This window comes from Halobacillus litoralis (assembly GCF_009856445.1).
GTDB classification, from domain to species: domain Bacteria; phylum Bacillota; class Bacilli; order Bacillales; family Halobacillaceae; genus Halobacillus; species Halobacillus litoralis.
Map to the genome: position 1 here is coordinate 25631 of NZ_WMFA01000009.1, position 22559 is coordinate 48189.

Sequence of the window (22559 nt, forward strand, 5' to 3'; positions counted from 1 at the left end):
CCTCACTTCTCCTCCTTATAAAAATTAGCTTTCCAAGTCGTTCTTTTAATCACACGGTCAAAGATCACTAGCAGGGCCGGAAGCACGAACACAACCATAAGGAAGGCAAGCAGAGCTCCCCGTCCTAACAACAATCCGATGGAAGATACAATCGGATTAGTGGATGTGATCCATAAAATGAATCCGACACTCGACAGGATGGACGCTGATACGAAAATCGCAAAAATTTTATCATCGATCGTCTTCTTAATTGCCTCAAGAGCTGGCATTTCTTTTCTCAAATGATTATAGTTTTCCGTAAACAAGATCGCATAGTCCACCGTCGCCGCAAGCTGGATGGTACTGATTAAGAGATATCCGACATAAACAAGCGACGTATCCATAAAGTACGGGAACGATAAGTTGATCCATACGGAAGCCTGAATCGTCACAAGCAGAACGACAGGGATCGAAATTGACCGGAACGTGAGCAGAAGTACCAGCGCTACTGTCACGACCGTCAAAATATTGACGAGCCGGTTATCGTCCTGGACGATGTTTTTCATATCATACAAAGTGACACTCTCACCGAGCATATGCGTTTCATCATAATATTCCCCGGTCGTTTCCTTGATTTTCTCTATGAGAGAAAAGGCTTTTTCCCCTTCGGCATCCGTTTCGGTGTATAGCGTAATCCGTGCATAGTTCTCCGAATAAAACGACTCCGTGACCGACTCCTCCAAATAAGCGGGCGGGATGGCAGGGCTGACCATGTTGACGTAGGAGATGACGCTGGAAACAAGCGGAAGGTTCTCCAACTCCCGTACAAGCTCTTCCTCTTTGGCACGATCGCCTTCAGGGACCAGCAGGACCATCGGCATGTTCTTCCCGAACTCCTCTTGAATCGCTCTCGCATCCTGGCCTGCCCTTGTGTTTTCAGGATGTTCGCCTGTTCCATAAATGAATGAAGTTTCGCTTTGGGCCAAGAAGGCAGGAACGATGATCAGAATGACAAAGATCAAACTCGGAATACGGAATTTCATGACTCGTCTGCCGATTCCTTTGAAATCCGGAACGAACGGGCGGTGCTGGGTACGGTCAATCCAGTGATAGAACATCAACGTAAGCGCTGGAAGGAAAATCATGACGCTGAGGAAACTCAACAGGATACCTTTCAGCAAGTTAAGACCTAAGTCTGCCCCGATGCCGAAGTCCATGAATGTAAGAGCCGTAAATCCGAAGAAGGTCGTCGACGCACTGGCGATGATCGCCGGGAACGACCGTTTCATCGCCAGGTGCATCGCTTCTTTCGGATCGGACACTTCCTTTCGATAATCCGAAAAGCTATGCAGCAGGAAGATCGCATAGTCAAGCGACACCGCGAGCTGTAAAATCGGTGCGACAGACTGCGTAACAAACGACACTTCTCCAATGAAAATATTCGTCCCCAGGTTGATCAGGACAGAAACGCCAATCGCCGTTAAAAAGAAGACCGGTTCCATCCAAGATGTCGTAGACAAAATCAGAATGAGGATAATGATCGGAACAAGTAGTGCAGCCGCGTACATCGACTCACTGCCCGCCATCTTCTGGGAGACCGCCGTGTTGACCGCTTCCCCTGCCACAGCATTTTCTTCGCCAATCAAATCGTAAATGGCATCGGTCGCTTCCACTTCGAACCCTTCTTCAATGGTCACAGAAAAAAGGGCCGAATCACCTTGGTAATACGTTTCCACGGTATCCGGGTCTGCCATTTCGAGCGGTACTTTCATATCGATGACATCATCGAGCCACATCACATTGGTGACTCCTTCAATCGAGTCGAGTTCTTCTTTATAACTTAGTGCCTCGGTAACGGAGATGTCCCGGACCAGGACCCGGGTATTCTCTACCGGCTCATCAAACTCTTCCTCCATCAACTCCATAGCTTCCATAGATGGAGAATTCTTCGGCAGATAATCGACCATGTTGTAATTGACCGATACCCCGAACTGCGCCACTGTACTGAGGATGGTTAAAATCATAAAAATAATGACAATGCTTTTCTTATGTTTAATTATTCTTGATGCCCAGCCAATAAGGCCTCACCTCTCTTGCAAATGACATTCATACATTCTATCATTTTATTAACACCGTGTTGGATATTCAACAAACAGTTTTTTAACTATCGTCAGTTTCCCAACATAACCTTATTTTGTGTTGGATTGTCACAGAAATGTAACAAAAGGGGCCATAACCATGAGCGAAAAACTCGACCGCAGAAAAAAATATACACGAAGAGTACTAAAGGAAAGTTTGATCAGTCTGCTTGCGACAAAGCCGATTTCGGATATCACGGTAAAAGAATTATGCGCGCTTGCTGATATCAACCGATCGACCTTCTACACCCATTACTCGGACCATTACGATTTGCTCAGTAAAATCGAAGAGGAAATCACAGAAGATATGAACCGCTACCTGCACAGCTATAACTACGAACATGAAGAAGAATCTATTCAGATGACTGAAAAGATATTGGAATACATCATTGAAAACAAGCTGATGTTCCGTACCTTGCTCAATAAAGAAGCAGCTCCGACTTTTGAAAAACGGATGATGGACCTGACGCGGGGATTCATGAGGAACAATTGGATGGATGATCATGTGACAAAGAAGCACGAATCGGAATATTTAAGCTCCTTCGTCATCAGTGGAGCCATTCATGTCATCAAAGATTGGATTGAAAAAGATATGGATCAATCACCGCGCGAGATGGCAGTCATGATCAATCATTTTATAAATTATGGTTTTTCTTATCTTGAATAATTATCCTTATTCGAAATGAGCAGAGCATTCCGTAACATAACTCAAGCATTTCCATAAAGGGGTGGAAGATGATCCAATAGATTCCTTCCCCTCCCTCTCATCCCCCTCTCAACAATATAAATTCAAATTCGATTTTTAATAACGGTTGACTTTTATTGGCTAGACCTATATATTTTGCACTAAGGAAACTTTTTGAGCGATCTTCAATTTTTGTCAACTTTCTGTGCTGCCACCCATATAGTAAAAGGACTATTTTTTTACCCAAAAAGTTGCACTAAGGAAAATTAAATGAACGAAACAAATTTTTGTGATAATACGACAAAACTATGAGTATATCTAAATCTTATAAGACGAGGGATATTCATGATAAAGGAGGAAAAAAGATGGCGAATGCTGCGCTATCCATCAAAGATCTGCACGTTTCGTACTATGGAAATGAAGCGGTGAAAGAGGTCAGCTTAACTGTGAATCCAGGAAATCTCGTCGGCATTATTGGTCCAAACGGTGCTGGGAAATCCACTTTTTTAAAAGCCATGCTGAATTTAATTCCAAGAGATAAAGGGGAAATTAGAATTCTTGGAAAAACAGTGAAAGAAGTGAGGAAGAAAATCGCTTATGTGCCTCAGCGGAATGATATCGACTGGGATTTCCCGATCACCGTCCTTGATGCGGTCCTGATCGGCACTTATCCCAATCTGAAATTATTCAAGCGTCCAAAAAAGAAAGATAAAGAATGGGCGATGGAATGTCTCGGCAGGGTCGGTATGGAAGACTTCAGCAAAAGGCAGATCGGAGAATTATCCGGCGGTCAACAGCAACGTGTCTTTTTAGCCAGGGCACTCGCACAGAAAGCTGAGTTGTTCTTCCTTGATGAGCCGTTTGTCGGTGTGGATGCATCGAGTGAAGAGACAATTGTACGCATTTTGAAAGAATTGTGTTCGCAGGGAAAGACGGTCATCGTCGTGCATCACGACTTGAGCAAAGCCAACGACTATTTCAATCAACTCATTCTATTAAACAAAGAATTGATTGGATTCGGTTCCGTCCAGGAAGTCTTCCAGACAGAAATCATTGAAAAAGCCTACCAGGGACAGTTTGCTTTTATGAAAGAGATAGGAGTGTAAGTCATGGCTTTTATTGAAGCAATTATGCAATATGGATTTTTACAAAAGGCGTTATTAACGTCTGTTATGGTCGGAATCATTTGTGGAGTGGTCGGTTGTTTCATCATTCTCAGAGGAATGGCCCTGATGGGGGACGCCATCTCTCATGCCGTCCTGCCCGGGGTCGCGATTTCTTATATGTTTGGCATCAATTTCTTCTTTGGCGCTGTTTTCAGTGGGGTTATTACAGCGGTTGCCATCGGATTCGTCACTCAGAACAGCCGGATCAAACACGATACATCGATCGGCATCATGTTCACCGCGGCCTTCGCAGCAGGGATTATCATCATTACCATGCTTAAAAGCAGCACGGATCTCTATCATATACTGTTTGGAAATGTCCTCGCGGTCAGAGCCTCTGATATGTGGATTACACTCGGAATCGGCGTTGTTATCCTGGCCGCGGTGTACCTTTTTTACAAAGAACTCCTGGTCACCTCCTTCGATGAAACGATGGGAGCAGCTTACGGTTTACCCGTACGACTGATTCACTATTTCCTGATGACTTTGTTAACAATGGGAACCGTAGCCTCTTTACAAACGGTAGGAATCGTTCTCGTTGTTGCGATGCTGATCACACCTGCAGCGGCTGCCTATCTTTTGACGGACCGTTTATGGGTGATGATCTTCCTCGCTTCTGGCATTGGCATCCTTTCATCTGTCATCGGGCTTTACTTCAGTTTCACCTACAACCTGGCTTCAGGAGCGACCATCGTCATAGCAGCAACGGCCATCTTTGTGCTGGTCTTCCTGTTCTCACCTAAACACGGGTGGTTATGGAGAATGTTGAAAGTAAGAAAGAAGAAAGCATCTCTTGTTTAATATAGAAATGTTCATAGATAAAAAAGAGGAGGAATTTTCATGATGAAGAAAAAATTATTATTTTTAGGAGCCACTCTTTTCACCCTGCTTCTGCTGGCAGCATGCGGTGGAGAGGAAGCGAACGGAAACACAGAACAGGAGGACGGGAAAGTCCAAGTCGTAACTACGTACTCCATCGTCTATGACATTGTAAAAAATATCGGAGGAGAGCAAGTCGACATTCACAGTTTAGCGCCTATTGGTTCCAATCCCCATGAGTATGATCCGTTACCAGAAGACGTGAAGAAAGCCACAGATGCGGATGCTGTGTTCTACAACGGCCTCAATCTTGAAGCAGGGAATGCCTGGTTCAACAAGCTGATGGAAACCGCAGGTAAAGACGGTGAAGATGCACCCGTCTTCCTTATGAGTGATGGAGTGGAAGCCATGTATTTAACGTCAGAAGGAAACGAAGGTGAAGAGGACCCTCACGCTTGGCTGGATATCCGGAATGGAATCAAGTATGCGGAAAATGCAAGAGATGGACTCATCAAAATCGACCCTGAAAACAAAGAAATCTATGAAAAGAATGCCGAAGAATACATTGCTGAACTGAAAGCATTACATGACAAAGCTGTGGAGCAATTCAATGAAATTCCAAAAGAAGAGCGCGTACTGGTGACAAGTGAAGGAGCGTTCAAATACTTCAGTGATGCCTATGGGTTCCAGGCGGAATACATTTGGGAGATCAACCAGGAAAATCAGGGGACCCCGGATCAAATCACAAGAATCGTAGATATCATCAAGGATAAGGAAATCACCGGTTTATTTTTAGAAACAAGTATCGATCCGCGCAGTATGGAAGCTGTCTCGAATGAAACCGATGTTCCGATCATGGGCGATGTATTCACCGACTCTTTAGCTGAACCAGGTGAAGAAGGCGATACGTATATATCCATGATGGAGTCCAACATAAATACAATTAAAGACGGATTAAGCAAGTAACTCGAAAGCTGCCAACACCTCGTTACGTTGGCAGCTTTTTTCATGTTATCTACTGATTATTTTTTTAAAATATATGGAATATATTGTAATATAATGGTATAGTCTAACTATCTTGTATTGCAAGCTATTTTCAAACTCCACTATCTTGTTATGCAATATAGTTATGAAAGTGGTGAAACTATGTCTTCCAGTCAAATATTAAAAGGCATTTTAGAAGGTTGTCTCCTCTCCATCATCGCTAAAGGAGAAACTTACGGATACGAAATGATTGAAAAACTCGACCATTATGGATTTACCATGGTCAAAGAAGGCAGTATCTATCCCCTCCTCTTACGAATGAAAAAACAAGGGCTTGTCGAGACAAGTCAAAAACAGCTCCCTTCCGGTGGTCCTAAGCGGAAATATTACACGATTACAGAACACGGAAGGAGTGAACTGGAAACATTTAAAGGTAACTGGGAGGCTATTTCCACCAGTGTTACAAAATTGATGAGGGAGGAATTCCATAGTGAATGTATCAAAGAAGAGTGAAACGTTCTTAGAAAGTTTACACCTCTACCTGATTTCCAGTGGAAAAAAGGAAACAGAAACCCGTGAGATTGTCGAGGAACTACGTGACCATTTAACAGAGGCTGAAAAAGAAGGAAAGAATGTAGACGACATCATTGGTCTCTCACCAAAAGATTATATGGAACAAGTATCCAGAGAGATGCCTTTTGACTTCCGTATGCTGTTCAGTGCCTTTACCATCTTTGTTTTCGGCGCGCTCTCCTATCTTTTATTAGGGGATATCATCAGTGGAGGTGCACAACTATCGATGATCCAAATTATTGGCTACCCTATCCTGATGGTTGTGTACCTTCTCTCTCTTGCCACTCTCCTGCGTTATACCTCTTTACATCAATTTGATAAAAAGAAAGAGTATATGCTGATCAGTGTTTTTGGTTTTTTAAAAATTTCTCTTTTCATCGCCGTCATCTCTCTTGATCAAGCCATCGATTCTCCGGTTATTGTTTTTTCACCGCTCGGCAACATAATCGCTGCCTTATTAACAATCGGTTTCTTTATCGGAGCTTCCCTTTGGGCAAAGACATGGATTATGATTATTACTGTTCTTATCATGATCATCCCAGAGATTCTTGTCCAAAGTCTCTCGTTGAGCGAAGAAGCGAGCCTCATAACGAAGAGTGTTTTAATATTCGCGGGACTATTTCTTTACTTTTGGCTACTTAATCGTAAAGAAAAGTCAAAAGAAACGTACGCCACTCCCTTTTGACTTTATACTAATAAAAAACTATAGAAGCTCCACACCTATATAGGTGTGGAGCTTTTTAGATCATTACTTTTGTCCGACAATCTCTGAAGGAGAAGATTCCTGCCCATCTTGATTAACAGTCGTCACATAATACTGATGCTCAGAAGCTGCTGCATCCACAAAGGTTTTTCGTTCATGTTTGGATATGCTCGCAACCTTTTGAAAATCTTCTCCGCCTTTACTCTTATACACCCTGTATCCTGCTACGTAATCTTCCCGAACCGCATGCCAGGTTATGAATGTACCTTGGACCTGGACTTTAGCAGGAGGTGTAATATCCTTCTGATCCATTTCCGGTTCTTTCAATTTAGAATAGACGACCAGCCGATCCTGGTGCCCTCCGCGATCACGAACGAATTCCCCCGTACATGTAATGAGATTCAACCGTTTCTCATTCGTACTTCCAAAGATCTTTTCTATCGGTGAATCTTCCATTGGATAACTTTCCAGCTTTTCCACAATGTAGACTTTTTCGTCGCCTTCTTTGTCCTGGATTTTGATTTCATCACCTATTTGAAGTTTCTTCAAATCATAAAAAACAGCAGGTCCTGTGCGACTATCGACATGCCCTGCGATGACAGCGTTCCCCCTGTTTCCTGGCTGTGTACCCGGTTCAAACCAGCCGGATGCCTGAGGATCTTCAGGTACCCCCATTTGTCCATTATCAAGGATTCCTACATCCTCGACGGGTGCATCCACTCCAATGGAAGGAATATGAATATGAGAAGGTATAATTCCAGCGTCTGATTGTTCCTTATCTTTCACTACCTTTTCATCATTGAGGTCCTTATCTTTGTTCAATACCGTAAATTCGCCATCTAATATTTCTCTTTTATCATCTGAAGAAGCTTCTTGCACATTTAAACTTTGAGAAACATTCTCCACTCTTACGAGATCAGGGTTCGCCTCTGTTTCAGATCCGAATGTCCACACGTTCATCTCGTATGAGACCATTACCATTGCGACCAAACCTACAACTGTGAAATACAGCCTCCATCCGATTTTCATAATAAGCTCACCTCTATAATTAAAGGAAGGGAAGAGTCTCTCCCCTTCCCGACCAATTATTTTTGATTCACCCTTCTCATATAAATGAAGCTTGCTGAAGCAGCAGCCAAGAGACCGAATGCTACCCATACCCAAGTAGAAAGGCCTTGATCACTTGTACCACCAAATCCAGTATCAGGCATTTCTTCCGGCATCATTTCCTGGTTAAACTGATCCGGCATCTGTTTAACGATGGCATCCCCAAGCGTCTCACCAATTCCGAACATGAATCCATATCCTTCACGGAAAGAAGTGTAAGCTGCCTCATAATCTCCCTCTACGTAGGCGTCAAATGTTTTCAGGACTTGCTCTTCGTGCATCCATACCGCTTCCGTAGCCGCTTCTGCAGGTAGATTACCTTCTGTAGCGGAACCTAGGAAAGCACCAAAGTCTTCAGCGAACATTTGCAAACTTTCTTCTGCCATTTTTCTAGCTTCTTCGTCTTCTTCAAGTGCAGCGGTAACAAGATCAGATTGTGCATTGATGTGGTCTTGCTGCCATACTTGTTCAAACTGCTCGGCACCTTCTTGTCCGTAAATAGACTCAATCGCTGCTTTGAAATCTTGTGTATGCTGATTTTCTGCCCATGTCACAAAATCATAGTCCGCAGATTGATTATAACCCTTCTGCATTTCCAATACAGCTAAAGCAAAATGTTCTGAAGCAAGAGCATTCAAATTGGAACGGAGATCAGCTGCAGGAGCATCCGCTTTCGTATTTTCAAATTGATCAGGCATCTGTGTGACGATTGCAGAGGAAAGAGCCTTACTAATATCAAACATACGTTGGAACCCTTCACGATAAGTAGCATAGGCTTGCTCATACTCTTCATTCACATAGTGATCGAAGACTTTCACTACATCTTCTTCGTGAGCGGCAAGCACTTCTTTAGCTGCTTCTTCTGAAAGGTTACCTTCTGTTGCCGTTGCTAGAAAGCTGCCGAATTCATTCACGAATTCATCCACTTCTGCCTCTGCCATCTCACGGGCTTCTTCGTCATCGTTCTTAGCGGCTTCTACAAAGCCATCCGAATAATCGTTATGTCCACGGAAAATCTCTTCAAATTTTGCCGCTGCTTCTTCTCCATATACAGAAGCAATTGCAGGCGTCATGTCTTTCGCGTTCTGATCGAGCTTTTCCCAAACCTGGTCCGCGTCTTCTGCATCCTCATAAGATTTCATCATGTATGTCGTGGCTAATACAAAGTGCTCAGATAGTAATTGATCCAGACTTGCTCTTAATTCAGAGGCTGGCGTTTTTACCGTTGCGCTGTTGTTTGCCATACTAACGGAAGGAACAATAAGAACAAAAGCCATCATCAGTACCAGTACTTTTTTCAAGTGTTTCATTTTTTCCTCTCCTTTTTAACTTTTATTTGTTTTCAACAAGCTAACGAGAGGAAAATGAAATTGGATCACTATTTTCTACATTTTTTTATATTTTTTTGAATGAAGATTGGTAAAAGGGAAAAGAAGGCTCGCCCATAAGTGAGCGAGCCTTCTTTTCCCTTTTACTTTCTGGCTTCTCGTTCTTTCGAGACTTGAACCACCGGCTCATCCCATGGATGATAAGGGTAAATCCCTTCCTCAATCACCTTTCTTAGTAAGGCTTCATCCCTTGGAATAGAAAATTCAATCCGAAGCGAAGTGAGAGTGGTTTTTTCTCCGGCCTCCCCCTCTGTAGGAACAGCCTCTTCACCGGGTACAAACTGCTCCATCCCGTCCTTCGACTGCCACATCACGTTTTTGTAGTTTCCTACTCTCAACTCATCAATGGCGAGAATCCCCTTTACCACTGCGTCCACATATTCAGGAACTACAAAAGTTTTAACACGATATATATCCACTAATTTCATCCGATCCAACCTCCTTCATATATCTCTAAGAGTAGTATCTTCTACCAAGAAGAACTTACCCTCCCGCGTTAATGAATGGAACTTTTCCTTAGTCGTAACCGTATTGAAAAGTATAACTTATAAAGGGGAAAATTAAATGACGACTTTACGCAGAATGTCCGAAGAAGAATTTTTGAATTACAATGATTTTTCCATCGCTGCCTATGCAAAGGAAAAGGTGGCTGCGGGAAATTGGTCGGAGGATGAAGCGCTTGAAAAAGCCAGAACCAGTCATGCAGAACTGCTCCCTGATGGAAGGGATACGGAAAATCATTTTCTTTATACAATCCTTAATGAAAAGGAAGAAAATGCAGGTTCCCTGTGGATTTGTAAGCAGTCCTCTGATAAAGCATTCATTTATGATATTCGGGTTTCAGATGAGCATCAAGGGCAGGGACACGGAAAAAACGCCATGAGGCTGGCAGAGGAAGAAGCCCCAAAAATAGGGGTTCAGAAAATCGGCCTGCACGTATTCGGTCATAACACAGTAGCAAGGAAATTGTACGAGAGCCTCTCTTACAAAACGACTAACGTTAAGATGGAGAAAGACCTCCATCCTGGAAATGGTGAAGAATAAACCAAAAAGAACCCTTGATTAAAGGGTTCTTTTTGGTTTATTTTGCATTTTCATCGGGTTGATGGAGACCAAAGATATTGCCTTCCGTATCCAAGTAATATCCCTGCCACGCCATTCCAGGAAGGGCATATTTAGGCAGAGCGACCTTGCCTCCGTGTTCCATGATTTTAGCTTCACTCGCATCGTAGTCTTCCACTCCGATTGTACAGGCAAAGCCATTCACTGCCTGATTCAATTCTGGAGGTGCACTTTGGCGCTGCATTAAAGCTCCGTTGATCCCAAGCTGATCTTCCGCCCCCGTCACCACTCCGAAGTAAGGCATCCCCGCGTATTCACTCCAGTCTTCGAACTTCCATTCAAAGACCTCTCCATAAAATTTCTTCGCTCGTTCCATGTCATCGACATGAACTTCAAAATGCACAACTCTTCCCATCATCTCCACCCACTTTTCAAAGATTTTGATTAAGCGTAAAAGGCTTCTCGCTTACATATTCGCCTAACAATCATCTACTCCTGCTTATTTAAATGATTAAACGATATGGCAGGATTGTGGAAGACTCAATTTCGAGATGTTTCGGGGTTCGTTATCGTGTTGAGCGCCAGGGGTGGCTGGGAAGCTACTCGCTTTCGATGTAAGGGAGAAACGAACCCCTTTGACCAGTATCAGTGTCTTTCATAAATCCTGAATCTCTAGTGCTAAAGGGCTCTTTAACAGGATTTATTATTCAGGATAGCGGTTGGAGTATCCATGTTGCTTCACTTTCCATAGGAGTAAAAGCTTCCCTTTCCTAGAAGTGGTTTCGAGATACTTATATGGCAAAGGGGCGGAGGGGAATGGCAAGACTCCTATCTTAAGTGTGCAGGCGCCTTGGTCAGCGGCGTATGGACTGGACTGAGCTGGCGGAGATAAAGGAAACACGAAGAACGAAGTGATTCGATGTTGACTTATCGTACAGAAGCGAGGGAAGTCTCACTAGCCGCTAGGCGCCGGAACCGGATATCTAGGAGGAAAAAAGTGCATGGTGAGACCCCACAGGACGTAGTCCGAGGAGGCTCACCGCGCTCCCGCGGAAAGCGAGCTATTCCCCGCAGCTCCATTAACTCAACAAAAGTCTCGAAATTGATTCTTCCACAATCGGGCGCATATATGTAAGAAGAAAAAGTGATTGATAATAAAAAGCTTGCAGGGAAATGAGGGTTCCCTGCAAGCTCATGGTTTATTTCTTATCTTTTGAAGTATCTTTTTCTTCAATCATTTCAATTTCATCAAGGTAACGAAGTAAATCTCCGTAAACCACAGAATCAGATAAGGCCAGTTCTTCTTCTGCCTGCTTGAAGCCAGGCGCGCAAGCCTCCCCTTCTTCTACGGGTTCACCTGTTTCTCTGTCATAACAGTTTCCATTCACACCAACATATTTTTCATTGGCGAAGTTCCCATCCCGGGTGATCATCATCTCGCGGCGCTCTTCACTGAAAAGATCCTGCCCGAATTGAACAGGGTTTTCGTCTTTAACCCCGAGAAGGTTCATAAGTGTCGGACGCAGGTCAATCTGTCCACCAACGGTGTCATTTTCCTGCGGTTCAATGCCTTCTCCTAAAATAAGAAGCGGCACCCGCTGCAATTGGAACTGTTCGTAATCATTGATGTCTTTGTCAAGATACTCTCCCATTGCCTGCTTATGGTTTTCGGAAATACCGAAGTGGTCCCCATAAATGACAAGGACGGTATCATCATAAAGATCAGATTTCTTAAATTCCTCGACGAATTGTTTCAGCGCTTCGTCCTGATAACGGATCGTCTGGAAATAACGGTTTAAAGTTTCACTGGACGTATTACCTTCTTCTACAAACTTCTTCTCTTCAGGCAACGTGAACGGATGGTGGTTGGTCAGCGAAATCATTTTGTTGTAAAACGGCTGTTCCAACTGTTCCATCTTATCTAAAGAGTCACTGAAGAAATACTCATCCAGGTAACCCCATCCATAAGACTTCTCTTCGGTTACGTTGAAATCTTTTTTGGAGAAGTATTCGTCATATCCAAGAGAATCGTACATGACGTTACGGTTCCAGAATGTTTCATCATTGGCATGCATGGTTGAGGTGAAGTATCCTTTTTCACCCAATACTTCAGGAGTCGCTTGGTATTCGTTTCCTGAGTGAGTGAAGAAAGCTGCTCCCCGGTTCAGTCCATACAATGAATTATCAAGTAAGAATTCAGAGTCAGACGTACGGCCTTGTTTAACCTGGTGATAGAAGTTGCTGAAGTAAGCCCCTTCCTCCTTCAGATCGTTGAAATACGGCGTCAATTCTTTTCCGTTAACCGTATTGTCGACAACAAAGGTCTGCGTACTTTCAAGGGACAACGCAATGACGTTTTTCCCTTCCGCTACTCCTGTCATCTCACTGTTTGGTTTTGTTTTATGTTCATTGATATAGTTCAACACCGGCGATAGTTCGTTACTGTCGGCAAACGTCTTCTTCGCCTCCGTTTGTCCCTGTAGGACAATATCATAAGCGTGGAAGTTGAGAACACCGATATACTTCACGAGCATGTTGCGGTCAAAAGCACGTTCTAATAGTTGCGTACGTTCTGTCGTCGCCCAGCCTAAGTTCACAAGGAACAGAGGAATCGCGATAACCGCCAAAATCAGACCTTCTTTTCGTTTCGGCATGAAACTTTGGAAGCGTTCCGGTTTCAGATAAAAAAGAAGGAACGCGGCAATCAATACATCGACAAACAAGAATACGTCTGTCGCAGATAGAATTTTAGTGATACTTCCTCCCATGCCAGCAAGGTTCGCCGCTTGTCCTAACATCGGAATCGTCAGGAAGTCACTGTATTCTCTGTAGAACAGAACATTTACATATAATAGAAGGGATCCAAAGATATATGTGGCAAGCAGCCCTTTACGACCTGCAAGCATAATCCCTACCCCGAATAAAAGAAAAATACTGCTCAATGGATTAAAAGCCAGAATTGCCGCTTCATTGGCGTTTTCAATATCAAGCGTGAAAATTCCGCCTTGAATGAAGTACATCTTTGCCCAGAAGATCGCCATGACGGCAGCATAAATCATTATTTTCTTTTTAAACGCGGGCTCTTTCATTTTCATTTTAAATTTTGAAAGCATGATCAAACCTCCGTTGATTTAACCTTTATCAAATTTTTCATCCGTTTTTTCATCATTCATTAAGTCTCGTATACTATCATTTTTTCAAATTGTTGTAAATGATGACGAAATCCATCATAACACATGTCTGATAGAAATATACCATTATCATAAAACTGTTAAACTCATTTAAAGAGATGACATAACCGTTACATAGTAGTTAAAATACAGACAAAAAATCCCATCCATAGTTAAGAACTCAGATGGGATTTCCTAATAATTTTTTATAAATGGGTACTACCTCCCCACTAACTAAAAAACTCTCTAACTTTCCCCAGTGTTTTTACATGTTCTGAAAATGATTCGTGAAAAGCCACATGACCATCAGGACGAATGAGAAGGGTATGCCCTTTCTCCATACCAAGCTTATTACCTAAATGCCTGTGCACGTCATAAATAATCGGAAGCTCATCACCATCCGCCCTCACTGTTCCTCCTTTAGCAACAAGGAAAACCTTGATAAGTTCTCCATACGTTTCTTGTACCTTTTTGGAAAAGCTGTACGATTCATTGATGAAGGATTCATCTTGTGCGTCTATATAAATGAAGCAAATGTATCCATACCTCCGGATTAAAGGATACACACTTTTATCATGGGAACCATCAAAGAATAAAAGGTGATCCGGCACCCGTTCTCCCGCACGTATGGCTCCCTTAGACAGAGAAGAGTCTTGCAGAGACTTGTTTTTAGAGGTTTCTTCATATTCGTTGTAAATATTGGAAAGGTGATTGGCAATCTTCTTTTGCACCCAGTCCTGCGTCAATGCCGCTTTGCCCGCCCAATTCCGCATTTTCCCCTGAGCCCCTTGAAGGTCAATAATTTTAAGCATGCGCGAAGTCTCTTTCAGTACATCCAACCCAATGGGAGCGCGTTCGTGATGGTAGCTGTCGAGAAAAGCATCATCCGCATGGCCGTTAAGCACGGCATCCAGCTTCCAGACGATATTTGCTGCATCCTGCAGACCCAGATTCATCCCCTGGCCGCCAATCGGATTATGGATATGTGCCGCATCCCCTACGAAGAAAACGTTCCCCTCCCTGTAGTTCGGCACCTGACGATGGGCGGTCCCGAAGTATGAGAGCCATTTGGGGTTCTCTACTTGGTAAGGTTCTGTTAAAACTGTATCCAAATGCTCCTGCAAATCTTGCAAAGACAAATCATCCTGGTGAGGGAGTCCTTGTTCGGCTCGATTCATTCCAACTACCCGGTAGCTGCCATCTTTATATGGAAAGAAAGCAACCGCACCACGATCATTCAAATGCATGTTAATATAAATTTCATTCAGAGCAGGTACATCAACATCCCCAAGGAAAAAGGTGTATCCTTCATCTTCCCCTTCAAAAGGAACATTCAAATCCTGACGAACCTTACTATGTGCACCATCGCAAGCGAGAAGGTATTTGGCGACATACCTCTTCAACTCCCCGTTATGTTTCGCAGTGACATACACTCCTTCGTCCGATTCCATGACTTCCACGACTTCGTGTTCCCTGTCGGCACTCCCCCCTAATGAGGAAAGGTGGTCTTCTAATATACTCTCGGTCTCACTTTGAGGAATAATAAGCAGGTACGGATATTGACTATCGATATGATAGAGTTCCACCACAGATGGGTTTTCTCCTCCAAGATGAAGCTTGGAACCAGGTCCCGGGTAGCCCTTTTCCAAAAATTCCTGATGAACGCCCAGAAGTTCAAACATTTCAAGCGTCCTCGCCTGAATGCCAAGAGCTTTCGAGAGATCCGATGGACGGGATCGCTTCTCTAAGCAGATATAATCCATGTTCCGTTTTTGCAGCTCATTGGCAGCCATCAGCCCAGCCGGTCCTGCTCCAATAATCAGTACGTCTGTTTCAATCACAGATGTCACCTTTTACACCCCTTTCAATCTTGCTATATAAAAAAAGGTTTCAGTAGAAAAATAGATCCTCATTTACCTTACCCTTCTCCCTCTTACTCAACCATGTTAAGACACATTCCCAAGCTTATTTGTGCACGGAGCTATTGTTCTTCGGTGCACTTTTTTCAGAGCACGAAATTTTATATTTTCCCACCACCATAAAAAGGCAGCCTGATGGAGATCAGACTGCCTTTAAACACTCTTCTATTTATTTTAAAGGGAGCGTATGGCTTCTTTTACCGGTTTCGTCCCACCAACGACTTGAAACTCTTTGCCAATCGTTGACTTATTTTCCAAAGTAGACAAGATTACACGAGCCACATCTTCACGGGGGATTTCGCCTCGTTCTACGGTTTCAGCAGCCTCTACTTGGCCACTTCCCTCATCATTGGTAAGCATACCAGGATGGATGATCGTGTAATCCAAATTCGTTCTTCTCAGCCAATCATCCGCATAGTGTTTCGCAGCGACATAAGGAGCGAATGAGGAAGGAGCACCTTGTATGGCTTCACGGGTGGTATCAAACGAACTGATCATGACGTAGCGGTCCACGCCTTTTTGTTTCGCAGCTTCTATCGTTTTTACTGCAGCATCCAGATCAATCAGAACGGTCTTATCAGCTCCCGTATTCGGACCTGAACCAGCTGTGAACACGACGGCATCTACACCATTATAAGCTTCAGCTATTGTGTTTGTATCCTCTTCAAGATCCACTAAGACTGTTTCCGCCCCAAGCTCCTTGAAATAAGAAGCTTGTTCTTCTTTACGGATCATCGCTCTCGCTTCCATTCCATCCGTTTCTTGAATAAACTGAACGAGATGTTTCCCTACTTGACCATTTGCACCTACCACAAGTACTTTCATTTTCTTCATCCTTTCTATGCCTCTTGATGGAGTAATTCTTAGTCCTACCTTAAATGTTACCCAAATGGACAGAAAGAAAACCGACAACGCTTACACAATCATGCAAGAATGACGCCTCCCTCTATCTTTTCAGAACCACAACTAAGAGACTATTTTAGTTCAAGAAAGGTTACAGGCGGCTGGAACGGGTATGGACCTACTAACGGAAAATTAAAGGAGGATCATTATGGATCGAAGAATCATAGGCGGTGTTTTTTCAAAAGTAGGACAAGCAGAAAAAGCGATTACAGATTTACAGCATCATGGATATGGTTCGAACGACATCTCTGTTTTTGCAAGAGACAAAAGCAAAGTCAATGTGCTGGAAGAAGAAATGGATACATCGGTCACATCTAATCACAGCGGCCGGGGCAGGAAAGCCGGAAAAGGAGCAGGACTCGGTGCCCTCTCTGGAGGCGCCTTAGGTGGTATTGGTGGACTCATTGCAGGATTAGGTCTCCTTGCCATCCCCGGAATCGGACAAATTGCTGCCGCAGGACCCATTGCTGCCGCTCTTACAGGAGCAGGTGTAGGTGCTGGCGGTGGTGGGATCGTAGGTGCACTTGTCGGAGCAGGTATGTCTGAGAAAGATGCGCATCAGTACGAAAACCATTTGAAAGATGGAAAAATCATCGTCATCGTTGAAGCGACGGAAAAATTGCAGAATAAAGTTTACCGGACGTTCCTTTCCAACAAAACAGAAAACTCGTCCATGTACCCGAACGACTACCAGAACCATGACCACTCCACTCGGCATGATTCTGTTGGAGACTATGATCACTCTAAACGCCAGGATTCCATTTCGGGTGAGGATGAACACTCTACCACTCATGATTCGGTCTCAAGAGAACATGACCATCAAAGTAAAACAGATGTCGTGAAAGAAAAATCATATGCCAGTCATTCAGCTGACCATTCTACCCCTTCTTCAAACGAAACACGTTCTCGAACGGAGGAAAGACACCGCTCCACCAAACACAAATAATCCGCAATTGAGTTTTTTGGCATTAAAATTTTTGAACCTTTTCCTCCTATATGTCCGTATAATCAAGGGAAGGAGGAGATCCGCATGTTCAAAAAATTATTAGCAAGTGTTGGCGTAGGTGCTGCCAAAGTGGATACACAATTAGAAAAAGACCAATTCATTCCAGGGGAAACGGTCCATGGGAAAGTGGTCATCCAGGGAGGAGACGTCGAGCAATCCATCGACTCCATCCATATCTTCCTCATGACCGAGGCCATCCGTGAAGTGGATGATAAGAAAGTGAAAGAAAAAGTGGCTTTGCAGAAGTACCCGGTCGCCGGTCAGGAGACCATTAAAGAAGGGGAAACAAAAGAAATCCCATTCTCTCTTCAGCTGCCTTACCATGTCCCTGCTTCACACGGAAGACTTCCGATCTGGTTCGAAACAGGCCTCGACATCCCGATGGCACTTGATCCGGAGGACCGGGATCCTATTAAAATTGCCCCGCATCCATACATTAACCAAGTATTGCAGGCCTTAGAAAACCATTTAGGTTTTCATTTAAGAAAAGTGGAAATGGAATACTCCAAACGTTTTGGATACGTCCAGGAATTTGAATTCGCCCCTGGTGGAGAATACCGTTCTTATTTGGATGAACTGGAAGCTATCTTCTTCCTGCATGAGAACCGCATCGATGTCATGCTTGAAGTTGACCGACGTGCACGTGGTCTCGGTGGGTTGTTTGCAGAAGCTCTGGAAATGGACGAAAGCCGCGCGAAAGTAACGTTCACCGACCAGGAACTGAATGGTTCACTGGAAAGCGTTGCCCGTAAGCTGCAGCAGACCATTGATCAATATAAAAAATAAGAACAGCGGATCCTCACCAACCTTCGGCGAGGATCCGCTTTTTCTCGTTCAATCTATTATGGTGGAACACCAGATTATGATTGTTCACTTTCAGGATGGTATGTTTTTGTCCGGAGAATGAGGACAGTAAAGAAGAGTCCACCAAAGATAAAACCTGCTCTCAACAACGGATGAGAGGTGATATAGAAAGCTGAAAATAAGAAGGAAAACCAAATCATGATGAGCAGCGATACTTTTGCACGAACAGGAATCCCACGGCCGGCTTTATAGTTTTTGATATAAGCCCCGAACCATTTATTCGACATCAGCCAGTTGTACAGACGGTCTGAACTCCGCACATAACAAGCTCCCGTCAAAAGTAAAAAGGGGGTCGTTGGAACAAGGGGAAGCACAATCCCCAACACGCCCAGTACAAGGGATATACTTCCAATCACGATTAATAGAACTCTTACCATTTGTTTCATAGACGATCTCCTCAACGCATCATTACGCCTTTGCTCTTCGACAGATCCAGACAGCAAAAGCTTTCTCTCCTCCTCAGCTTACTCCAGATTCTCCTCATCGTTCAACCGATGACATTCCATTTATCCTAACTGGGATGTTTTATGAAAAATTCCCAAGGGTAAACACCTTCTGTTTGTCCCCATTTCACATAAATGAACCCTATCAAATGATCCTAACAGAAGGAGGACTTACAATGGTCGTATCTGGAAAAGTCCATTATAAACATCATCAGATTGATTTTGAAGTCAGGATGAACCATGAAGACATAAAAGAAGGCGAAATTGCCTCTGAGGAAGCAAAGCATGCATTGATCCATGCCATCAACCGGAAATTCCGAGTGAAATATCCTCTCTCCAGCACGATCGATCCCGTCCATGTCCGTCAACTTTAACATTCCCCTTCCTAAAAAAAGAGGCCGAACCACAGAATGGTTGGACCTCTTTTTTTAACCTCTATATTTGATTGTTAATCCTTTTAAGAAATTCCTGGCATACTGATCACCGAACTGTCGATAATTCTTATGCCCTTCTTTCCTTAATAAACCGCTGAGTTCCCCTTTGGTGATTCTCACATCCGCTTCGTCCAGGATCTCAATAACATCCTCGTTCGTCAGTTTCAGAGCGATTTTCACTTTTTTAAGCATGACATTATTCACACTGGAATAATTCTTAATTGAACGATCCGGTTTATTCGGCTGACCAGGCTTAGACGGCTGCGGCCCCCGCTCGAATGTAATGAATCCGTTTAAAAAGGACTCCAGCATGCTGTTGGTGCACTTGATGTGATCTTCATCTTCATAAACTTCATCATCTTCGGCATCATAACTATCTTCTGACTTGGTGAGAACCTTTTGAACTTCTTCTTTCGTAAGATCCACGCCACCAAGCCTGAATATTTCAATCATGTCTTGATCTTTGATATCAAGGGCGTATCGTAAGCGGATCAGTATATCATTATTATCCATTGAAAAGAGCCTCCTATCCTATTTCCTCTGTACACTGAATTCAGTTCAGTGATGCGATTAAGGTCTAATCATAACATGTTCAAGTACTTGATAGTTTAACCGAACAGGAAAAGTTTAAGCAAGGATAGAAAGGACCTGGCGGGTTCTTGCTTCATCAATTAACCTCACTTAGCCCATCCATAATTAAATATTATAGAAGGGAATGACTTTCTCATAAATAAAGACGGCTTCGCACGGTCCTCTTGTTTCCTAACAGAAAATCATAATAACTCTTGGATTTGACTAGCAAAATGCTCCCCATCTACTAATCTCTTTCCGCCCCCTTGAACGAAGTTCGGTTTGCCTCCGCCTTTTCCTTCAATGAGTGTCATCGCCTGTTTAGCGACCTCGTTCATGTTCCGATTGATGTCCGCTCCGCGCGCAAGAACAAACTGCAGCTGTTCTTCCTGCTCACTGATGAGAATCAAATAAGCGGAGGGCGCTTCTTCAACAATCATTTTACCCAGAGACTGAAGCATCTTGATCGGACGATTACTGAATACGCGCCTGATTACTGACTGTTCTTTGGACACTGATAGGATTTCCTGTGCTTCATAGTAAAGGAGTTGTTCCTCCAACTCAGCAATTTTCTTATCCTTTTCCTTGCTTGCCTTGATCAGCTCACCTACTTCATCGACAAGCTCTTGTTCCGGCTTCGGAACGATTCGCTTCATTTCCGACAGCACGTGATGCTTCTGACCAAGCTTTTGCAAAACCCGATGACCACACACGAATTCTAAGCGGACCTGGTTTTTATTTTTGGTCCAGCCTAAAAACTTGGCAGCCATGACCTCGCCGGTTGAATGAGGATGCGTACCGCCACAGCCGTTGTAATCAACCTCCGGGATGATGACAAGGCGCACATCTCCTTGAACGGAGAGCGTTTTGCGAAGCGGATATTTTACAGCTTCCTCAACAGACACCCATTTCGTTTCAACCGGATCGTTTGAACGGATGATTTGATTTACCTGACCCTCGGCATTTTCCAACATTTCATCAGTCAGTTTTTCCGTATCTAAATCAATCGTCACCGTATCTTTGCCTAAATGAAAGCTAGTGGTCGGGATATTGAACTGATCGTCGAAGACCGCTGAAATGATATGCTGCCCACTATGCTGCTGCATGTGGTCGAGTCGGCGCTCACGGTTGACCTCCCCATGTACCCCTTCTTTGTTAGCAATCTCTTCTTTTATGTAATGACGCACTTCGCCATCCACTTCTTCGACATTGAATACCGCCACACCATTCAATGTCCCTTCGTCGTTTGGCTGGCCGCCGCCTGTCGGATAAAACGCGGTTACTTCGAGAACAACGTACAAACCACGTTCATCTGCATCTGTTCTGGTCACCTTTGAGTCAAAATTCATCATATAGACATCTTCATAGTACAGCTTTCTCGTCATTAGGCGTTCCTCCTCTTCATACTTAAGGGTATCGTAACACGCATTGGAGATCGACTTCTCTATTCCATCCCCTCATATAGAAAAAGAAAAGGCCAGCGCCTGAAACGCTTGCCCACTTTCTCTTTTATATTGACAACCTTCCTGACAACTCATACATGCCTTCATCAATCTGAGCGGTTTTAGAAAAGATGTCATCAAATGCATAGCTCACAGGCGTATGGTTTTCCAGACCGACGACTCTGCCTGATTTCTCTGCAAGAAGCAATTCCACCGCATAAGCGCCTAATCGACTGGCCAACACCCGGTCTCTTGCGGTAGGAGCACCGCCCCGCTGGGTATGGCCTAAAACAGTGACACGTGATTCAATCCCTGCTTCTTCTTTCAACTTGGCATTGAGATCGATTCCACTCACACCACTCCCCTCTGCTACAATGATGATGCTGTACCTTTTATCTCGCGAAGGTCCCTCTTTAATTTGATTCACAATGGTCTCTAAGTCTTCTTTTTTTTCAGGTACTAAAATGTTCTCAGCACCTCCGGCAAGGCCTGACCATAAAGCGAGATTCCCTGTGTCTTTTCCCATCACTTCAATAATCGATGATTTTTCATGGGAAGACGCCGTATCGCGAATGCGATCAATATAATCAATGATTGTATTTAGTCCTGTATCAAAACCGACAGCCTCTGTTACGCCTGGGATGTCGTTATCAATAGTGGCAGGTACTCCCATACATGGAAAGTTCTTATTTTGCAAAGCAGCCGCAACCGCTAATGCTTCCTTACCACCAATGACAACTAAGGAATCGATTCCTTGTTTTTGTAAGTTCTCAATGGCTTTCTCCTGACCTGCATCCGTGTGAATTTCATCACATGTATAGGCTTGCAGGATCGTGCCTCCACGCTGAATAATAGAGCCCACAGAGGATGCATCCATTATCTCGAGGTTTTCATTCAACAGACCTTGAAAACCATACTTAATTCCAACCATTTCAACGCCGTCATAGATTCCTGATCTTACGACTGATCGTATGGCTGCATTCATTCCCGGAGCATCTGCTCCGCTCGTCAACACACCGATTCTATCCATCTTCATCACTCACTTTCCTACGAATCAACACTATATATTCTATACCCTTCCAATGTCTGCCACAAGTCGACCTCCTTCACCAGTCAGGGAATACCCATGGATTAAGAAGAGGACCAACACTTCCAGCCATAGAATAACCTTATCCCAAACCGTTCATAATGAAACTAATGACAG

22 protein-coding genes are annotated in these 22559 nt (G+C 43.7%); 10 read left to right on the forward strand and 12 right to left on the reverse strand.

What is annotated here, in order from left to right; all coding sequences use genetic code 11:
• Positions 1-2: 2 nt before the first annotated feature.
• Complete coding sequence (locus GLW00_RS16485) at positions 3-2003, reverse strand: efflux RND transporter permease subunit (protein WP_160915904.1); 2001 nt, start codon at positions 2001-2003, stop codon at positions 3-5.
• 214 nt (positions 2004-2217) lie between these two features.
• On the opposite strand from GLW00_RS16485, the gene GLW00_RS16490 reads away from it, so the two are divergent.
• From GLW00_RS16490 to GLW00_RS16515, 6 genes are all read left to right on the forward strand, one after another.
• Entirely contained in the window at positions 2218-2784 is a 567-nt protein-coding gene (locus tag GLW00_RS16490; protein ID WP_160915906.1) for a TetR/AcrR family transcriptional regulator, read from the forward strand.
• Positions 2785-3167: 383 nt separating this feature from the next.
• Complete coding sequence (locus tag GLW00_RS16495) at positions 3168-3908, forward strand: metal ABC transporter ATP-binding protein (RefSeq protein WP_160915908.1); 741 nt, start codon at positions 3168-3170, stop codon at positions 3906-3908.
• Positions 3909-3911: 3 nt separating this feature from the next.
• Positions 3912-4769, forward strand: a complete 858-nt coding sequence (locus GLW00_RS16500; RefSeq protein WP_160915909.1) for a metal ABC transporter permease — start codon at positions 3912-3914, stop codon at positions 4767-4769.
• Between the two features lie 42 nt (positions 4770-4811).
• Positions 4812-5753: a metal ABC transporter solute-binding protein, Zn/Mn family gene (locus GLW00_RS16505; RefSeq protein ID WP_202412547.1), complete on the forward strand. Its 942-nt coding sequence runs from the start codon at positions 4812-4814 to the stop codon at positions 5751-5753.
• Positions 5754-5933: 180 nt separating this feature from the next.
• Positions 5934-6284: a PadR family transcriptional regulator gene (locus GLW00_RS16510; RefSeq protein ID WP_160915913.1), complete on the forward strand. Its 351-nt coding sequence runs from the start codon at positions 5934-5936 to the stop codon at positions 6282-6284.
• The gene (locus GLW00_RS16515) at positions 6262-7029 is read left to right on the forward strand and encodes an HAAS domain-containing protein (RefSeq protein WP_160915915.1); all 768 of its coding nucleotides are present in this window, start codon (positions 6262-6264) and stop codon (positions 7027-7029) included. Before GLW00_RS16510 ends, GLW00_RS16515 begins: the two co-directional genes overlap by 23 nt.
• Positions 7030-7092: 63 nt before the next feature.
• Here GLW00_RS16515 and GLW00_RS16520 read toward each other — a convergent pair whose 3' ends face one another.
• From GLW00_RS16520 to GLW00_RS16530, 3 genes are all read right to left on the reverse strand, one after another.
• Positions 7093-8076: a class F sortase gene (locus GLW00_RS16520; RefSeq protein ID WP_160915917.1), complete on the reverse strand. Its 984-nt coding sequence runs from the start codon at positions 8074-8076 to the stop codon at positions 7093-7095.
• A gap of 56 nt (positions 8077-8132) precedes the next feature.
• Complete coding sequence (locus tag GLW00_RS16525; RefSeq protein WP_160915918.1) at positions 8133-9464, reverse strand: copper amine oxidase; 1332 nt, start codon at positions 9462-9464, stop codon at positions 8133-8135.
• Positions 9465-9625: 161 nt separating this feature from the next.
• The gene (locus GLW00_RS16530; protein ID WP_160915920.1) at positions 9626-9970 is read right to left on the reverse strand and encodes a YqfO family protein; all 345 of its coding nucleotides are present in this window, start codon (positions 9968-9970) and stop codon (positions 9626-9628) included.
• 136 nt (positions 9971-10106) lie between these two features.
• Between GLW00_RS16530 and GLW00_RS16535 the strand changes: the two genes are divergently transcribed.
• Positions 10107-10586, forward strand: a complete 480-nt coding sequence (locus GLW00_RS16535) for a GNAT family N-acetyltransferase (protein WP_160915922.1) — start codon at positions 10107-10109, stop codon at positions 10584-10586.
• Positions 10587-10623: 37 nt separating this feature from the next.
• On the opposite strand, the gene GLW00_RS16540 is transcribed toward GLW00_RS16535, so the two are convergent.
• From GLW00_RS16540 to GLW00_RS16555, 4 genes are all read right to left on the reverse strand, one after another.
• Complete coding sequence (locus tag GLW00_RS16540) at positions 10624-11019, reverse strand: VOC family protein (protein WP_160915924.1); 396 nt, start codon at positions 11017-11019, stop codon at positions 10624-10626.
• 784 nt (positions 11020-11803) lie between these two features.
• Entirely contained in the window at positions 11804-13717 is a 1914-nt protein-coding gene (locus GLW00_RS16545; RefSeq protein WP_160915926.1) for an LTA synthase family protein, read from the reverse strand.
• 287 nt (positions 13718-14004) lie between these two features.
• Positions 14005-15624 (reverse strand): FAD-dependent monooxygenase, encoded by a 1620-nt coding sequence (locus GLW00_RS16550; RefSeq protein WP_160915928.1) that lies wholly within the window; start codon positions 15622-15624, stop codon positions 14005-14007.
• A 243-nt stretch (positions 15625-15867) separates the two neighbouring features.
• On the reverse strand, positions 15868-16518 hold the full coding sequence (locus GLW00_RS16555) for an SDR family oxidoreductase (RefSeq protein ID WP_160916022.1): 651 nt from the start codon (positions 16516-16518) through the stop codon (positions 15868-15870).
• A 226-nt stretch (positions 16519-16744) separates the two neighbouring features.
• Between GLW00_RS16555 and GLW00_RS16560 the strand changes: the two genes are divergently transcribed.
• Entirely contained in the window at positions 16745-17542 is a 798-nt protein-coding gene (locus GLW00_RS16560) for a general stress protein (protein ID WP_160915930.1), read from the forward strand.
• An 84-nt stretch (positions 17543-17626) separates the two neighbouring features.
• Positions 17627-18388 carry a sporulation protein gene (locus GLW00_RS16565; RefSeq protein WP_160915932.1) on the forward strand — a complete coding sequence of 254 codons (762 nt, stop codon included), beginning with the start codon at positions 17627-17629 and terminating at the stop codon, positions 18386-18388.
• 74 nt (positions 18389-18462) lie between these two features.
• Here the strand turns inward: GLW00_RS16565 and GLW00_RS16570 are convergent, their stop codons facing one another.
• Entirely contained in the window at positions 18463-18852 is a 390-nt protein-coding gene (locus tag GLW00_RS16570) for a YbaN family protein (protein WP_160915934.1), read from the reverse strand.
• 233 nt (positions 18853-19085) lie between these two features.
• Between GLW00_RS16570 and GLW00_RS16575 the strand changes: the two genes are divergently transcribed.
• The gene (locus GLW00_RS16575) at positions 19086-19283 is read left to right on the forward strand and encodes a hypothetical protein (RefSeq protein ID WP_160915936.1); all 198 of its coding nucleotides are present in this window, start codon (positions 19086-19088) and stop codon (positions 19281-19283) included.
• 54 nt (positions 19284-19337) lie between these two features.
• On the opposite strand, the gene GLW00_RS16580 is transcribed toward GLW00_RS16575, so the two are convergent.
• The 3 genes from GLW00_RS16580 to GLW00_RS16590 form a co-directional block, all read right to left on the reverse strand.
• Positions 19338-19856, reverse strand: a complete 519-nt coding sequence (locus GLW00_RS16580) for a YehS family protein (RefSeq protein WP_160915938.1) — start codon at positions 19854-19856, stop codon at positions 19338-19340.
• Between the two features lie 260 nt (positions 19857-20116).
• Positions 20117-21298, reverse strand: coding sequence for an alanyl-tRNA editing protein (locus tag GLW00_RS16585; protein WP_160915940.1), 1182 nt, complete (start codon positions 21296-21298; stop codon positions 20117-20119).
• Positions 21299-21422: 124 nt separating this feature from the next.
• Positions 21423-22385: an ATP-dependent 6-phosphofructokinase gene (locus tag GLW00_RS16590; RefSeq protein WP_160916024.1), complete on the reverse strand. Its 963-nt coding sequence runs from the start codon at positions 22383-22385 to the stop codon at positions 21423-21425.
• Positions 22386-22559 lie beyond the last annotated feature (174 nt).